The organism is Roseibium polysiphoniae, assembly GCF_014842925.1.
Lineage (GTDB): Bacteria > Pseudomonadota > Alphaproteobacteria > Rhizobiales > Stappiaceae > Roseibium > Roseibium polysiphoniae.
In genome coordinates this window covers 401,352-416,870 of the sequence record NZ_JACYXJ010000002.1, presented here as the reverse complement: position 1 = coordinate 416,870, position 15,519 = coordinate 401,352, and the positions used below count along the sequence as shown (strand labels likewise).

The 15,519-nt window shown below is 58.3% G+C and carries 15 protein-coding genes; all 15 read right to left on the bottom strand.

Translation table 11 applies throughout. The features are described from left to right. Positions 1-442: 442 nt before the first annotated feature. Positions 443-1,180 carry an ABC transporter ATP-binding protein gene (locus IG617_RS05670; protein WP_420826140.1) on the bottom strand — a complete coding sequence of 246 codons (738 nt, stop codon included), beginning with the start codon at positions 1,178-1,180 and terminating at the stop codon, positions 443-445. After that, positions 1,177-2,484 (bottom strand): lipoprotein-releasing ABC transporter permease subunit, encoded by a 1,308-nt coding sequence (locus IG617_RS05665; RefSeq protein WP_192108140.1) that lies wholly within the window; start codon positions 2,482-2,484, stop codon positions 1,177-1,179. Before IG617_RS05665 ends, IG617_RS05670 begins: the two co-directional genes overlap by 4 nt. Before the next feature lie 59 nt (positions 2,485-2,543). Continuing rightward, on the bottom strand, positions 2,544-3,875 hold the full coding sequence (gene proS / locus IG617_RS05660; protein WP_192108138.1) for a proline--tRNA ligase: 1,332 nt from the start codon (positions 3,873-3,875) through the stop codon (positions 2,544-2,546). Positions 3,876-4,375: 500 nt separating this feature from the next. Further along, positions 4,376-4,648: a DUF1467 family protein gene (locus IG617_RS05655; RefSeq protein ID WP_192108134.1), complete on the bottom strand. Its 273-nt coding sequence runs from the start codon at positions 4,646-4,648 to the stop codon at positions 4,376-4,378. Between the two features lie 5 nt (positions 4,649-4,653). After that, complete coding sequence (gene mce / locus IG617_RS05650) at positions 4,654-5,058, bottom strand: methylmalonyl-CoA epimerase (protein ID WP_192108132.1); 405 nt, start codon at positions 5,056-5,058, stop codon at positions 4,654-4,656. Between the two features lie 57 nt (positions 5,059-5,115). Further along, the gene (locus IG617_RS05645; protein ID WP_192108130.1) at positions 5,116-6,783 is read right to left on the bottom strand and encodes a ribonuclease J; all 1,668 of its coding nucleotides are present in this window, start codon (positions 6,781-6,783) and stop codon (positions 5,116-5,118) included. A gap of 14 nt (positions 6,784-6,797) precedes the next feature. Continuing rightward, complete coding sequence (locus tag IG617_RS05640; RefSeq protein WP_338109939.1) at positions 6,798-7,568, bottom strand: biotin--[acetyl-CoA-carboxylase] ligase; 771 nt, start codon at positions 7,566-7,568, stop codon at positions 6,798-6,800. Positions 7,569-7,612: 44 nt separating this feature from the next. Beyond that, positions 7,613-9,055 carry an NADH-quinone oxidoreductase subunit NuoN gene (nuoN, locus tag IG617_RS05635; protein ID WP_192108128.1) on the bottom strand — a complete coding sequence of 481 codons (1,443 nt, stop codon included), beginning with the start codon at positions 9,053-9,055 and terminating at the stop codon, positions 7,613-7,615. A 25-nt stretch (positions 9,056-9,080) separates the two neighbouring features. After that, positions 9,081-10,601 carry an NADH-quinone oxidoreductase subunit M gene (locus IG617_RS05630; RefSeq protein ID WP_192108126.1) on the bottom strand — a complete coding sequence of 507 codons (1,521 nt, stop codon included), beginning with the start codon at positions 10,599-10,601 and terminating at the stop codon, positions 9,081-9,083. Beyond that, positions 10,601-12,595: an NADH-quinone oxidoreductase subunit L gene (gene nuoL / locus IG617_RS05625; RefSeq protein WP_192108124.1), complete on the bottom strand. Its 1,995-nt coding sequence runs from the start codon at positions 12,593-12,595 to the stop codon at positions 10,601-10,603. Before nuoL ends, IG617_RS05630 begins: the two co-directional genes overlap by 1 nt. A gap of 6 nt (positions 12,596-12,601) precedes the next feature. Continuing rightward, entirely contained in the window at positions 12,602-12,910 is a 309-nt protein-coding gene (gene nuoK, locus IG617_RS05620; RefSeq protein ID WP_153768914.1) for an NADH-quinone oxidoreductase subunit NuoK, read from the bottom strand. A 92-nt stretch (positions 12,911-13,002) separates the two neighbouring features. Continuing rightward, positions 13,003-13,617, bottom strand: coding sequence for an NADH-quinone oxidoreductase subunit J (locus IG617_RS05615; protein ID WP_192108122.1), 615 nt, complete (start codon positions 13,615-13,617; stop codon positions 13,003-13,005). A gap of 90 nt (positions 13,618-13,707) precedes the next feature. Further along, positions 13,708-14,196 carry an NADH-quinone oxidoreductase subunit NuoI gene (nuoI, locus tag IG617_RS05610; RefSeq protein ID WP_153768912.1) on the bottom strand — a complete coding sequence of 163 codons (489 nt, stop codon included), beginning with the start codon at positions 14,194-14,196 and terminating at the stop codon, positions 13,708-13,710. 23 nt (positions 14,197-14,219) lie between these two features. Beyond that, on the bottom strand, positions 14,220-14,456 hold the full coding sequence (locus IG617_RS05605) for a hypothetical protein (protein ID WP_192108120.1): 237 nt from the start codon (positions 14,454-14,456) through the stop codon (positions 14,220-14,222). Between the two features lies 1 nt (position 14,457). Further along, complete coding sequence (gene nuoH, locus IG617_RS05600; protein WP_192108117.1) at positions 14,458-15,507, bottom strand: NADH-quinone oxidoreductase subunit NuoH; 1,050 nt, start codon at positions 15,505-15,507, stop codon at positions 14,458-14,460. Positions 15,508-15,519: the final 12 nt, after the last annotated feature.

The window sequence follows — 15,519 nt, the reverse complement described above, 5'->3', positions numbered from 1 at the left end:
TGTTGTGCCGTCCCTGTCGACCCGCCACAGGCATCTGCAGCCAAGTCTTCACCGTTGTTCACTGCAGGCCACTTGCCATCGCAGCCGGGCCACAACGTCTAGCCCGCTGAACATCAAGTCCGGTGTCAGTTGATCGCCATGAGTACGTCACCCCAGACGACCAGCGTCGCACAGAAGGCAACCATAGAACCGAATGCAGCAAAATCGCGAGCCATGTGGAACATCTTGTCTCTCCAACACGAAGTAAGGTTTCACTCTAAAAGTGATTATGTTCACTTCATGTTCTCATTGCAAGCACTTTTTGTTCTCATCCCGCCAAACTCAGAAAAGCCACTGAAATCTCACTTGTTTTTGCTTTGTTCTACCACCGAGACACAGTCCTCAAGTCGCGTGGGCGCCCTGCTCCCATCAAGGTGCAGACATTGAACGTCCGCGCAACTACCTAAAGAGCAAGGGGGATGATATGCCCGTCCTTGAGAGTCACGCAGCGATCCATGCGCCCGGCGATCTCCATGTTGTGGGTGGCAAAGAGCGTTGCAACACCCGAAGCCCGAACCAGGGCCTGGAGAGCTTCAAAGACGTAATGTGCCGTCTCCGGATCGAGATTGCCGGTCGGCTCGTCCAGAAGCAGAACGCGCGGTGCATTGGCCACGGCTCGAGCAACCGCCACGCGCTGCTGTTCACCACCCGACAGTTCCGACGGCCTGTGGCTGCTGCGTTCACCCATGCGCATGTAGTCGAGCAGCTCCTGCGCCCGGGCCGCCGCTTCGCTCTTCGCCAGCCCGGCAATCATCTGCGGCATCATGATGTTCTCAAGAGCCGTGAATTCGGGCAGCAGATGGTGAAACTGGTAGACGAAGCCAACGTCATTGCGGCGGATCGCAGTGCGTGATTCGTCATCGAGCTCAGCGCAATTGATCCCGCCGACATAAACGTCGCCACTGTCTGGATGTTCAAGAAGCCCGGCGATATGAAGCAGCGTCGACTTGCCCGTCCCGGATGGCGCAACGAGGGCAACCATCTCACCAGGCTGGATCGCAAAATCGACACCGCGCAGGATATGCAGCTCCCGCTCGCCCTCGGAGAAACTCCGCGTGACGTCCACCAGCGCAAGCGCTGTGCTTGCGAGAGCCGTCTCGACCGCGGCCTGATCCATCGTCGCCCCCGGCTCGGTCATCATTCGTACCTCAGGGCTTCAACGGGATCGAGCCGCGCCGCCCGCCAGGCAGGATAGAGCGTTGCCAGCAGCGAGAGCACCAGCGCCATCACCAGCACCGTAATGGTTTCTCCGCTGTCGATTTCGGCCGGAAGCCGCGACAGGAAATAGAGCGTCGGATCAAACAGCTCCGTCGACGTGAGCCAGGACACACCCTGTCGTATGCTCTCGATGTTGAGACAGACGACCAGACCGAGCGCAAATCCGGCAAGTGTCCCGACAATGCCGATGCTTGCGCCGGTGATCAGGAACACGCGCATGATCGCGCCGCGCGTCGCGCCCATTGTCCGCAGGATCGCAATGTCGCGTCCCTTGTCCTTCACCAGCATGATCAGGCCCGAAATGATGTTGAGTGCCGCGACCAGGACAATCAGCGTGAGGATGATGAACATCACGTTCCGCTCGACCTCGAGCGCGGAGAAGAAGGTTACGTTCCTCTGGCGCCAATCTGTCACAAAGGTTGGGCGTTCGGCGCCCTCCTCCACCAGCGACCGCATACCGCCGACGAGGTCCGGATCGGTGACATAGACTTCGACGCCGGTTGCCTTTCCGTCCATCCGGAAGAACCCTTGCGCTTCGACAATGGGCATGAAGACAAAGGTGCCGTCGTATTCACTCATGCCGATTTCAAAGATGGCTGCGACTGGATATCCCTTCACCCGAGGTGTCACGCCCATCGGCGTGACATTGCCGCGCGGTGAGATGATCGTGACATTGTCACCAAGGCTGACCCCAAGCTCCTGCGCCATGCGCGTGCCAAGAGCGATTCCCTTGCCAGCGTCAAAGTCATCGAGGGAGCCTGCACGAATGTTTTCGGCAACAAGGGGAATTCGGCGAACGTCCGCTTCCCAAAGCCCGCGCACCAGGCCACCCAGATTGCCGGCCGGGCCCGAGATAAGCGCCTGCCCCTCAACGAAGGGGATTGCACTGACAACACCGGGGATCGTCTCCAGGCGCCCCGCAACGGCGTCGTAGTCGGTCAGGGGCATGTCGATCGGCTGGACAAGCATATGACCGTTGATGCCAAGGATCTTGCTTAGCAGCTCGGACCGAAAGCCATTCATCACCGCCATAACGATGATCAAGGTGGCCACGCCGAGCATGATGCCCGCGAAAGAAAACCCGGCAATCACCGAAATGAATGTCTCGCGCCGCCGCGACCGCAGGTAGCGCCCCGCGATCATCCACTCGAACGGCGCAAAGGGACGTGTCCCGCCTGCGCCGCTGCTGGCTTCCGTTTCAGACTCTGTGCTCGTGTGCGCCGTCATGGGCCATCCACCTGCTGTCCGCCCCCGCGAATCCTAACGGGGAGGATCGGCGAGCTGCCTCAAACCGTCAATGCCGCTTTCAGCTTGTTGAACGCGGCTTCTGGGGACAGCATCTCTTTTTCGCCGCTGCGGCGGTCTTTGACCTCAAAGAGACCGTCTTTCAGCCCACGTGGGCCGCCGACGACCTGGAACGGCAGTCCGATCAGGTCCATGCTCGCGAACTTGGCCCCCGCACGCTGGTCCGTGTCGTCATAAAGGACCTCGATGCCTGCTGCTTCCAGCTTTGCGTAGAGATCTTCGCACGCGCCATCGGTCAGATCGTCGCCTGGCTTCAGGTTGACGACGCCCACATGGAACGGGGCCACGGATGCCGGCCAGATGATGCCGTCGTCATCGTGGCTTGCCTCGATGATCGCGCCAAGAAGACGCGACACGCCGACGCCATAGGAGCCCATGTGGACCGGCACATCCTTGCCGTCCGGCCCGGTAACCTTCGCGCCCATTGGCTCGGAGTATTTCGTGCCGAAATAGAAAGTCTGGCCAACCTCGATGCCGCGGGCGGAAATCCGCTTTTCTTCAGGAACGGCGGCCTCAAACTCAGCCATGTCGACGACATCTTCGGTCGCCGCATAGTTCGAGGTCCAATCCGCAACAATCGGGCTCAGATCGCTGTCGAAATCGACGTCCTCGCCCGGAATCTCCTTGGCAAGGAAATCGGAATGGCAGAAAACCGCGCTCTCGCCCGTGTCGGCGAGAACGATGAACTCGTGGCTGAGATCTCCGCCGATGGGCCCGGTCTCGGCGCGCATTGGAATGGCTGTCAGGCCCATGCGCCGATAGGTCCGCAAATAGGCGACAAACATACGGTTGTAGGACTCGACGGCCTTTTCCTGATCCAGATCGAAGGAATAGGCATCCTTCATCAGGAACTCACGGCCGCGCATTACGCCAAACCGCGGGCGCACCTCATCGCGGAATTTCCACTGGATATGATAGAGGTTCAGCGGCAGGTCCTTGTAGGAACGAACGGACGATCGGAAGATGTCTGTGATCATCTCCTCATTTGTCGGACCGTAGAGCATGTCGCGGTCGTGCCGGTCGGTGATGCGCAGCATTTCCTTGCCATAAGCGTCATACCGCCCACTTTCGCGCCACAACTCCGCAGATTGGATCGTCGGCATCAGCAGCTGCACCGCCCCTGCCCGTGCCTGCTCTTCTTCCACGATTCGTTCGATCTTGCGCAGCACCCGAAGGCCAAGCGGCAGCCAGGAGTAGATCCCCGCAGATTGCTGGCGGATCATGCCGGCGCGCAGCATCAGCCGGTGCGATACGATTTCCGCCTCCTTGGGGGTTTCCTTCAAAATGGGCAGGAAAAAGCGGGATAGGCGCATGGATTCTCTCTTGATATGGGCGAAGGCCGTTGTGAAGCGCAGTGAAACCGCAAGGCAGCTTGAAAGACAAGTCCTGACTTTCGCAATGGCCAAGAATTATGCATTCCAACAATTTGCGAGCTGATGCCATCAGCGATTTCACTCGAAAGGTAAATGAAACCAAAGCGAAGATGATACTTTCTTACGCAAGCAAAAAATGTATGCGTATGCGCACAAATAGGTGACAACTAAATTTCTATCGTCTATTGTCTTGAAACATAAGAAAAAGGGTCGTTGTAAAAATAACTTACGACCCAACAGGCATCGCGGTCTGAGTCTTGGGAGGAAGATCCCCTCCGGCGCATCTTTATGGTTCGCAGCCGACCCGTCGACATCGTAAGATTAGACGAGGGATGAGGGGTATTAGACGCGGAACTCACAGCAAAGCAGGGCGAAAGCCCTGCTTTTTTTTCGTTCTGAGCTTCAGCTGGCCCCGCGATACAACCGGAACAGGTGGCTTCTCAACGCATGGAGGGTGGCGTCAAAAACGGAATATCCGCCAGCGTGACACCTGAGTTCCGGAGCCAGAAATAGCCGGCAAAGATGGATGTCGCGACCAGCGTCGTCAGAAGAATCACCCGCAAAAAGCGGGGCCGCTCGGGCGCACTTGGCTCAGATCCGGGCAGAACCTCTCCAGCCTCTTCCTGGCTACGGTGGATCCCGAAAGGCAGAATGGCGAAAAGAACGATCCACCAGATCATGAAATAGACGGCAACGGCGAACACAACGCTCATGAGGTCTAGGCCTCCTCCAGCTCGGTCAAGGTCCCCAGAAAGTCTTTGGGATGAAGGAACAAGACAGGTTTTCCATGCGCGCCGATTTTCGGTTCGCCATCTCCAAGCACACGGGCCCCATCGGCGACCAGCTTGTCGCGCGCTGCCAGGATGTCATCGACCTCGTAGCAGACATGATGAATGCCGCCAGACGGATTCTTTTCCAAGAACTTGTTGATCGGAGAGTTCTCTCCAAGCGGTTCCAGCAGCTCGATCTTGGTGTTCGGGAGATTGATGAAGACGGTGCTGACGCCATGGTCCGGCTGCGCAACCTTTTCAGACACACTCGCGCCGAGGGTATCGCGGTAAACCGCCGTCGCTGCCTCGATGTCCGAGACAGCGATCGCCACATGGTTCAAACGTCCAATCATCTCAACCTCCCATTGGGCTGCGCCCGAACCAGATGTCGGCCGCGCCCATTGTTGTCCTCATAGCCGGGTGACGAGCACCTGACAAAGCGTCTTTTTGCCCCAGACCTCGAGCACCGCAGCGCGCGCGGCACGTCGCGCCGCCTCGCCGATCAGGTCCTTGTCCTTGCGGCGGGCCTTGGGAATGCTGGTGACGGCCCCAACGATCGCCTTTGTGACGATGTCTTCCATCGGCTCGCCGTCGTCGTCCGTATCCGGCAATCCCATCAGCGACATTTGCGGGTCATCCAGCAGATCTCCCTGCCGGTTGACCACCAGGGAAATCACAAGGGCGCCCGCGTAGGACAGCTTGCGTCTCTCCTTGACGCCGGTCACCTCCGGATCGTCCAGAATGGACCCGTCCTTGACCATGATGCCGAAAGGCGCCTCATCAATGATGGCCGCCCTGCCCGCATTCAGCCGTATGACGTCGCCGTTCTTGCCACGAATGACCTCTGGCACCTTCATGGACCGGGCAAACTCAGCATGGGCGGCAAGATGCAACGGTTCGCCATGGACGGGAACCACGACTTTGGGCTTGAGCAATTTGTAGAGTTCTTCAAGCTCACCGCGGCGCGGATGGCCGGAAACATGCACCATGGCGTCCTTGTCGGTGATGATCTGAACATCAAGATCCGCCAGATGGTTCTGAACTTCGCCAACAGCCTTTTCATTGCCCGGGATCGTCCGTGACGAGAAGATCACGGTGTCGCCCTTGGACAGGGCAATGTTGCGATGATCGCCACTTGCGATGCGTGCCAGCGCCGCCCTCGCCTCGCCCTGGGACCCCGTGCAGAGAAGAACCGTCTTCTCGCGCGGCAGGTAGCCATAGGCATCTTCGTCATGAAAGGCCGGCAAGCCGTCCAGATAGCCCAGTTCGCCCGCAACAGCGATCACCCGGTGCATGGACCGTCCAACCACCACAACATCGCGCTCACAGGAAGCTGCAGCTTCGGCAATCGCGCGGATACGGGCCACATTGGATGCAAAGGTGGTGATCGCGATCCGGTGTTTCGCGGTCTTCATCACCTTCTTCAGCTCTTTGGCAACATCGCCCTCGCTTGGGCTTACACCATCGCGGATGGCATTGGTGCTGTCACAGACAAGCGCTGTGACACCCTCTTCACCCAGCTCACGCAGCCGCTTCATGTCGATCGGCAAGCCCACACCTGGCGTGTGGTCGATCTTCCAGTCGCCCGTATGAACGAAGAGACCCGCGTCTGTGCGGATCGCAAGCGCGCAGGGCTCGGGGATCGAATGGGTCATGGTAACGAATTCAACGTTGAAGGGTCCAATGTCGATCCGGTCCCCCTGATTGACCACCGTGACCGGAACCTTCTCGGCGCCAGGTTCGCTCTCGGTCTTGGCCTCAAGCAACGCTGCCGTGAAGGGTGTCAGATAGACCGGCACCTTGAGAAAAGGCCACAGGTGCACGATGGCGCCATAGTGATCTTCATGCGCATGGGTGATGACCATGCCGACGATGTTGTCGGCTTCTTCCTCGAGGAATTTGATATCCGGGAAGACAAGATCGATCCCGGGCAACTCCGGGCCGGCAAAGGAAACTCCGCAATCGACCATCAGCCAGGAGCGATTGTCCTCAGGGCCGATGCCGTAGAGCGCCAGGTTCATTCCAATTTCACCAACCCCGCCAAGTGGCAGAAAGACCATGTCGTTGGCAGATGCCATTTAGTTCTCCAAACTTAAAACTTCGGGATGTCGGGCGAGCCCTCAGGCTGCAAGCCCTCCAGAAAGACGTCACCTGCGAAAATGGTCTCCCGTTGACCATTCTCAAGGCCAAGAACAAGATGGCCCCGGTTGTCGAGATCAAGAAAAGTGCCGGCCATCTCGCGATCGCCGTTGCGCACCCTAATCGTTTTTCCAAGGTGAACAGCGCGGGCCAACCAGGCCTTCCGGACGTCCTTGAAGCCGTCCGCGCGCCGCCAGACTGAAAGCCAGTGATCCAGGCTCAGAGCCAGCGCATTGAACAATTGATCTGCAGAGATCCTGTGTCCGAGGGCAGCAAGATCGACTGTCGGATAAAGCCCATGTTCAGGGTGAGCTACACAGTTCACACCAAACCCGAGCACCAACGCCGTTCTGCCGCTGGCAACCGATTCTGCTTCAAGCAGAATACCCGAAAGCTTTGCACCATCGACAAGTAGATCGTTCGGCCACTTCAACCCCACCATCTGGTGCGTTCCGGCGCATTTGTCAATTGCATCAGCCAAAGCAACCGCTGCCACGAGCGGCACCTCGCCAAGCCGTTCCCTCGGTCCGGGGTCGAGCAGCAGATGACTGGTGAAGAGATTGCCGCGCGGCGAGACCCAGTCGCGCCCCCGCCGTCCACGGCCATCGGACTGTTCCTCAGCCACGATCCACAAACCGCCCGGATCGCCGGAACGCGCTCTTTCGAACGCAAGATTGTTGGTGGAGCCGACAGTGCCGTGCCGTTCAACGCGCAAACCCGGCACCTTCGGCGCCGGGTTTGAGAATTCGGTGTTTCGGTCCGATGCGGTCAGAAGAGCGCCCCTGCAGCAGAACTCGCCGCCTGAACAATCGGACCAGGCATGAGCGCAAAGAAAATCACGAACAACCCGGAAAGACCCAACACGAAACGGAGTTCCATCGGCATCGCCTCAAAAGCCTCCGCCGGCTCGTCGAAGAACATCACCTTGATGATGCGCAGGTAGTAGTAGGCACCGACAACCGACATCACGACACCGATGACTGCGAGCGGATAAAGACCTGCCTCGACAGCTGCCGAGAAGACGAACCACTTGGCAAAGAAACCAACAAAAGGCGGAATTCCTGCCAGCGACCACATCAGAACAGCCAGAAGAATGGCCATTGGCAGATTGGTCCGCGACAGCCCGGACAGCTCGCTGATCTCCTCAACCATGCCATCCTTGCGGCGCATGGAGAGAATGCAGGCGAACACGCCAAGCGTCATGGCAAGATAGGCCGCCATGTAGATGATCACACCCTCGACCCCGATCTGGGTGCCAGCGGCAAGGCCGACCAGTGCGTAGCCCATGTGGCCGATCGACGAATAGGCCATCAGGCGCTTGATATTGGTCTGCCCGATCGCGGCGAAGGCGCCAAGTGCCATGGACGCAATCGCGACAAAGACAATCACCTGCTGCCAGTCCGTGGTGACAGGCTGGAACCCGTCGATCACGATCCGGATCAGCATGCCCATGGCAGCCACCTTGGGGGCTGCCGCCAGGAAGGCCGTCACGGGCGTCGGCGCGCCTTCATAAACGTCCGGTGTCCACATGTGGAACGGCACTGCCGAAATCTTGAAGGCAATACCTGCTAGAACAAATGTCAGACCGATCACGAGACCGATGGATGCGCCCTCGTGGGCGAGAACTTCCGCGATTTCCGGAAAGCCGATCTGGCCGGAAAAGCCATAGACCAGCGACATGCCGTAGAGCAGCATGCCCGAAGAGAGCGAGCCAAGGACAAAGTACTTCAGACCGGCCTCGGTTGAGCGAACGGATTCCCGGTTGATCGCAGCGACGACATAAAGCGCAAGGCTCTGAAGTTCCAGGCCGAGATACAGGGCAATCATGTCGTTGGCCGACAGCATCAACAGCATGCCGAGCGTCGCCAGAACGATCAGCACCGGATACTCGAACTTGTCGAAAGCCTGGCTCTTGGCAAAGGCCCAGGACATGGCGATCGCAAAGAAAGACCCGATCAGGACCAGGATCTTCATGAAGTAGGCGAAGTCATCAAGAACGAAGGCCCCGCCAAAAGTCTCGCCGAAATGTGCTCCGAAAGGCAATACAAAGAGCGCCGTCGCCGCAATCAGGCCCATGGACATGCCATTGACCAGGAAGCTGATCCGCTGGCCGCCGAACACTCCGATCATCAGGAGCACCATGGCTCCGATGGCCAGGAAAATCTCCGGCAGCACCGGCATGAGATCAGGCAATTGTGTCATGTCAGACATTGGCTTTCATCTCGCCTTCGGAACGTTAGTGCGCGGCCGCTGTGGCATGCTGGATCTGTCCAGCTGCCTCGAGGGCTGCTTGATATTGCGTAATCAGGTTGTCGACGGCACCCTGTGTGACATCCAGGATCGCCATCGGGTAGAACCCGAAGAAGATCGTCAGGACAATCATCGGAACCAGGATCACCTTCTCCCTGAGATTCAGGTCGAGCATCGACTTGAGGCTTTCCTTCTCAAGCGCGCCGAACACCACCCGGCGGTAGAGATACAGCGCATATGCGGCCGATAGGATCACACCCGTGGTCGCGAACATCGCAACCCATGTGTTCACCTGATAGGCCCCCATGAGCGTCAGGATTTCACCGACAAAGCCTGAGGTACCCGGCAGCCCGACATTCGCCATCGTGAAGATCAGGAAGGCGACCGCATATTTCGGCATTCGGCTGACCAAGCCGCCGTAGGCAGCAATCTCTCGCGTATGCATCCGGTCATAGATCACGCCGACACAAAGGAACAGCGCGCCGGAAACAATACCGTGGGAGAGCATCTGGAAGATGCCACCCTGAACGCCTTGCGGCGTCATGGTGAAGATACCCATGGTCACATAGCCCATGTGGGCGACGGACGAATAGGCAATCAGCTTCTTGATGTCTTCCTGGGCGAGCGCCACGAGCGAGGTGTAAATGATAGCCACAACCGACAGGGTGAACACCATGGGGGCGAACATGTCCGAGGCAATCGGGAACATCGGCAAAGAGAAGCGCAGGAAGCCATAGCCACCGAGCTTCAGCAGGATACCGGCAAGGATCACGGAGCCGGCCGTCGGGGCCTCAACGTGGGCATCCGGCAACCAGGTGTGAACCGGCCACATCGGCATCTTCACGGCAAAACTTGCAAAGAACGCGATCCAGAGCCAGGTCTGCATCTCGGCCGGGAACGGGTGCTGCAGCAGCACCGTGATGTCCGTGGTGCCAGCCTCCCAGTACATCGCCATGATCGCGATCAGCATCAGAACCGATCCGAGCAGCGTGTAGAGGAAGAACTTGTAGGACGCATAGACGCGGCGCGCACCGCCCCAGACACCGATGATCAGGAACATCGGGATCAGGCCAGCTTCAAAGAAGACGTAGAAGACCACCAGATCGAGCGAGCAGAACACGCCGATCATCAGGGTTTCCAGAATGAGGAACGCAATCATGTATTCCTTCACCCGCTTCTGCACGCTCTCCCAGGACGCGAGGATGCAGAAAGGCATGAGGAAGGTCGACAGGATCACGAAGAGCAGCGAGATGCCGTCCACACCCATCTTGTAGTTGATTGCACCGCCGAGCCACTCGGTGGTCTCGACCATCTGGAAGCCGGGATTGCTGTAGTCGAAGAAACCCCAGACAAACAGTGACAGGCCAAAGGTGAAGATGGTCGAGAACAGCGCAACCATGCGGATGTTCCGCTTGCCGTCCTCGTCGTCACCCGGCACCAACAGGATCGCCAGCACCCCTGCCAACGGCAGGAACGTTGTCGTGGTGAGAATGGGCCAGTCGATCATCAGTGAGCTCCTCCGACGGTGCCAGCACCGGTAAACATCGACCAGGTGATGAGGGCAGCCACGCCGATCAGCATCGCAAAGGCATAGTGGTAAAGGTATCCGGTCTGCAGTTTCACGACCCAGGTCGTGACGTTCTGAACCCGGGCGGCAACGCCATTGGGCCCGTAACCGTCAATCACCTTGCCGTCTCCCTGCTTCCAAAGAACGCGGCCGATCCACATTGCGGAACGCACGAAGAGGAAGTTGTAGAGCTCATCGAAGTACCACTTGTTGAGCAGGAACTGGTAGAGCCCCGAGTGTTCCTCCGCCAGCTTCTTTGGCGTTTCCGGCGAGCGGATGTAGAACTGATAGGCCACCAGGAAGCCCAGGACCATCATCACGAAGGGTGAAACCTTCACCCAGGCAGGAACCTCGTGCATGTCATGCAGCACATGGTTCTCGGAGCCGGTGAACAGAGCACCCTTCCAGAAGGCATCGTAACCATCGCCATAGAAAGAGCCGTAGAAGACCATCCCGGCCAGAACCGCACCGATTGACAGAAGGAACAGCGGCACCGTCATCACCAGTGGCGATTCATGAATGTGCTTCATGACATCGACGGACGCCCGCGGCTTGCCATGGAAGGTCATGAAGGTCAGGCGCCAAGAGTAGAAGGACGTCAGACCGGCAGCAATGACGGTCAGCCAGAAGCCGTACTGCGCCATTGCGTTGTGACCGGCATAGGCTGCCTCAATCACCGCATCCTTGGAGATGAAGCCGGCGAAACCGATGTGCGTGAACGGGATACCGACACCGGTCAGGGCGACGGTCCCAATGAACATGGTCCAATAGGTGATCGGAATGTGCTTCCGCAGGCCACCCATCTTTCGCATGTCCTGTTCATCGGACACGGCGTGAATGACCGAACCGGCGCAAAGGAACAGAAGGGCCTTGAAGAAGGCGTGCGTGAAGAGGTGGAACACGGCGATCGAATAGGCGCCAACACCCAGAGCCACGAACATGTAGCCAAGCTGCGAACAGGTCGAATAGGCGATCACGCGCTTGATGTCGTTTTGCACCAGACCAACCGTCGCGGCGAAAAACGCCGTTGTCGCACCGAAGAAGGTAACGACCGTCAGAGCCGTATGCGAGAGCTCAAACAGAGGCGACAGGCGCGCCACCATGAAGACACCCGCGGTGACCATGGTCGCTGCGTGGATCAGAGCGGAAACAGGCGTCGGGCCTTCCATCGCGTCCGGCAGCCAGGTGTGCAGCAGGAACTGGGCCGACTTGCCCATCGCTCCCATGAACAGCAGCAGACAGATCACGGTCATCGCGCCACGGGCATCCAGATGATAGCCGAGGAAGCTCATGACTTGGCCATGACCCTCGCCTTCCATCAGCGCCGGGGCATTTGCAAACACCGTGGACAGATCGATGCTGTTGAAAACATAGAAGACGCCGAAAATGCCGAGCGCAAAGCCGAAGTCACCCACGCGGTTGACCACAAAGGCTTTCATCGCCGCTGCATTGGCCGATGGCTTGTTGTACCAGAAGCCGATCAGAAGATAGGACGCAAGACCAACGCCTTCCCAGCCGAAGAACATCTGCAACAGGTTGTCGGATGTGACCAGCGAGAGCATCGCGAAGGTGAAGAGCGACAGATAGGCGAAGAACCGTGGCCGGTGCGGATCATGGTGCATGTAGCCAATCGAATAGACATGAACCAGCGCAGAAACAGAGTTCACAACGACCAGCATGACAACGGTCAGCGTGTCGATACGCAGGGACCAGGAGACATCAAGCGCCCCGGCTGTGATCCAGCGCATGATCTCGACCTGATAAAGCGCCGTTTCGCCATAGCCGACCGTAAAGAACGCGACCCAGGACAAAAGCGCAGCGACGATCACCAACCCTGTGGTGATATATTCGCTGGCCTTGTCCCCCAGAGCCTTACCGAACAACCCGACAATCAGGAAGCCGATCAGAGGCAGGAATACGATTGCGGAGTACATTCGCCCCTAGCCTTTCATCATGTTGATGTCTTCCACGGCGATGGAGCCGCGGTTTCGGTGGAACACCACCAGAATAGCGAGGCCGATGGAAGCTTCAGCAGCAGCCACTGTCAGCACCAGCAAGGTGAAGATCTGCCCCATCAGATCGCCGAGATGCGACGAGAAGGCGACAAAGTTGAGGTTCACCGAAAGCAGAATGAGCTCGATGGACATCAGGATGACGATCACGTTCTTCCGGTTCAAAAAGATCCCGAAGATGCCAATCGTGAACAGGATGGCTGCAACCGCCAAATAATGCGACAGACCGATTTCCATGGGCGCCTCGCCGTGCTCCCCTCGTTTAAGCCCACCGGACCTGGCGCGGAGTGGTTCGCCTTGGTCCGGTCTAGATGAAGTGCGCCTCGGCGCTAGATACCCTTGCCCGTCTCGACCTTCTTGATCTCGACGGCCGTTGCCGGCGTCCGGGCAACCTGTTCGGCAATGTTCTGCCGCTTGACGTATTCCTTGTGGCGCAAGGTCAGGACAATGGCGCCGATCATGGCAACCAGAAGTACGAGCCCCGCAACCTGGAAGTAGAAGATGTATTTTGTGTAGAGCACCGCGCCGATGGCTTCGATGTTGGACATCTCGCTCAAGGCCGGCGTCGGCTCGGAAACATGCGTCAGAAGCTCCGGTGCGATCACCCATGCGCCAACGCCCATCAGGATCTCGACAAGCAGCACAAGTCCGACCAGTGCTCCGACCGGCAGATACTGCAGGAAGCCCTGTCGCAACTCGACGAAATCAACATCCAGCATCATGACGACAAAGAGGAACAGAACCGCCACCGCGCCGACATAGACGACGATAAGCAGCATCGCCAGATACTCGGCACCAAGCATGACGAACAGCCCGGCAGAGTTACAGAACGCGAGGATCAGAAACAGCACCGAGTGCACCGGATTGCGGGAGGCAATGACCATAAAGGCCGATGCCACGGTCACCCCGGCAAACAGATAGAAGAAAAGCGCGTTCAGGATCATGGATAGACCTGCCTGTCGTCTGGCCGGAACCGGCCGGGAGGAGACATTCGGCCGGATTGCCGAAACGCCTCGATGAGTTGCGTCATGCCCCTAGCGGTAAGGAGCGTCCATTTCAATGTTGCGAGCGATTTCGCGCTCCCAGCGGTCACCATTCGCGAGCAGCTTGTCCTTGGAGTAGTAGAGCTCTTCGCGGGTTTCGGTGGCGAATTCGAAGTTGGGTCCTTCGACAATCGCATCCACCGGACAGGCTTCCTGACAGAAGCCGCAGTAGATGCACTTCACCATGTCGATATCATAACGGGTCGTCCGGCGGGTTCCGTCATTGCGGCGCGGCCCCGCCTCGATGGTAATCGCCTGCGCCGGGCAGATTGCTTCACACAGTTTGCAGGCGATGCAGCGCTCTTCCCCATTGGGATAGCGGCGCAGGGCATGCTCCCCGCGAAAACGCGGGCTCTGTGGACCCTTTTCAAAGGGATAGTTGACTGTCGGCTTCGGCTTGAAGAAGTAGCGCATGGCCAAAAAGAACGCCGAAACGAACTCCTTCAAGAACAGCGATTTGGCGGCCTGATCAAGTCCCATCGCCCTGTTGCCTTCCCTCGTGCTTACCCGACAAGTTGACTGCCGGCCAGATACCCGATGATCGGAAAACCGAAGATCGGAACTGCAAAAATCAATCCTCGCAAGAGCGCGCCGTATTTTGCGACAAAGCCGCCGTCGCCACCCTCACGTCTGTTTTTTTCCTCGGCCGCCTGAAGGACCCCTTTCAGGATCTTCCAATCGAGCCAGCCGAGGTATCCCCCAAGCACTGCCCCGATCAGCCCGGCGAACGAAATACTCACCTTATGGCGCCCAGCCCATGATCATCAGCACAGCGGCCACGATCACGACCATAGCCAGCGACAGCGGCAGGAACACTTTCCAGCCCAGGCGCATCAGCTGATCATAGCGGTACCGCGGCACCATGGCCTTGACCATCGCGAACATGAAGAAGCCGAGCAGACACTTCAGGAGGAACCAGACGACGCCCGGAACCCATGTGAAGGGAACAAAGTCGAACGGCGGCAGCCACCCACCCATGAAGAAGATGGTCATCAGCGCGCACATGAGGCAGATGGCGACATATTCGCCAAGCATGAACATCATGTACGGCGTGGAGCCGTATTCCACCATGAAGCCCGCAACCAGCTCCGATTCAGCTTCTGCCAGATCGAAAGGCGGCCGGTTCGTCTCGGCCAGCGCAGAGATGAAGAAGATCACGAACATCGGGAACAGTGGCAGCCAATACCAGTTCAGGAAGGCCAGCCACGGCACGCCCAGCATGTCCGCAAGACCCGTCTGCTGCGACAATACGATTTCGGTCAGGTTCAGAGACCCTGCGCACAGCAGGACCGTCACGATGACGAAACCGATCGAAACTTCGTAGGAAACCATCTGCGCCGCGGAGCGGAGCGCTGACAGGAAGGGATACTTCGAGTTCGAAGCCCACCCGCCCATGATGATGCCGTAGATCTCGAGCGAGGAAATCGCAAAGACGTAGAGAACACCAACGTTGATGTTGGCAATCACCCAACCCTCGGAGACGGGAATAACCGCCCAGGTCGCCAGTGCCAGCATCACGGACACAAGCGGCGCAAGCAGGAAAAGCACCTTGTTGGAGCCAGACGGAATAACCGGCTCTTTCAAGACGAATTTCAAGAGATCGGCAAAGCTCTGAAACAGCCCCCAGGGGCCGACGACGTTCGGGCCGCGGCGAATCTGGACGGCTGCCCAGATCTTGCGGTCCGCGTAAAGCACATAGGCGACGATCACCAGAAGAACGACGAGCAGCAATACGCTCTGGAACACCATCCAGAGGAACGGAAAGCCGTAGGCCGTCATAAAGTCCGACATGTCTGTCCCTGC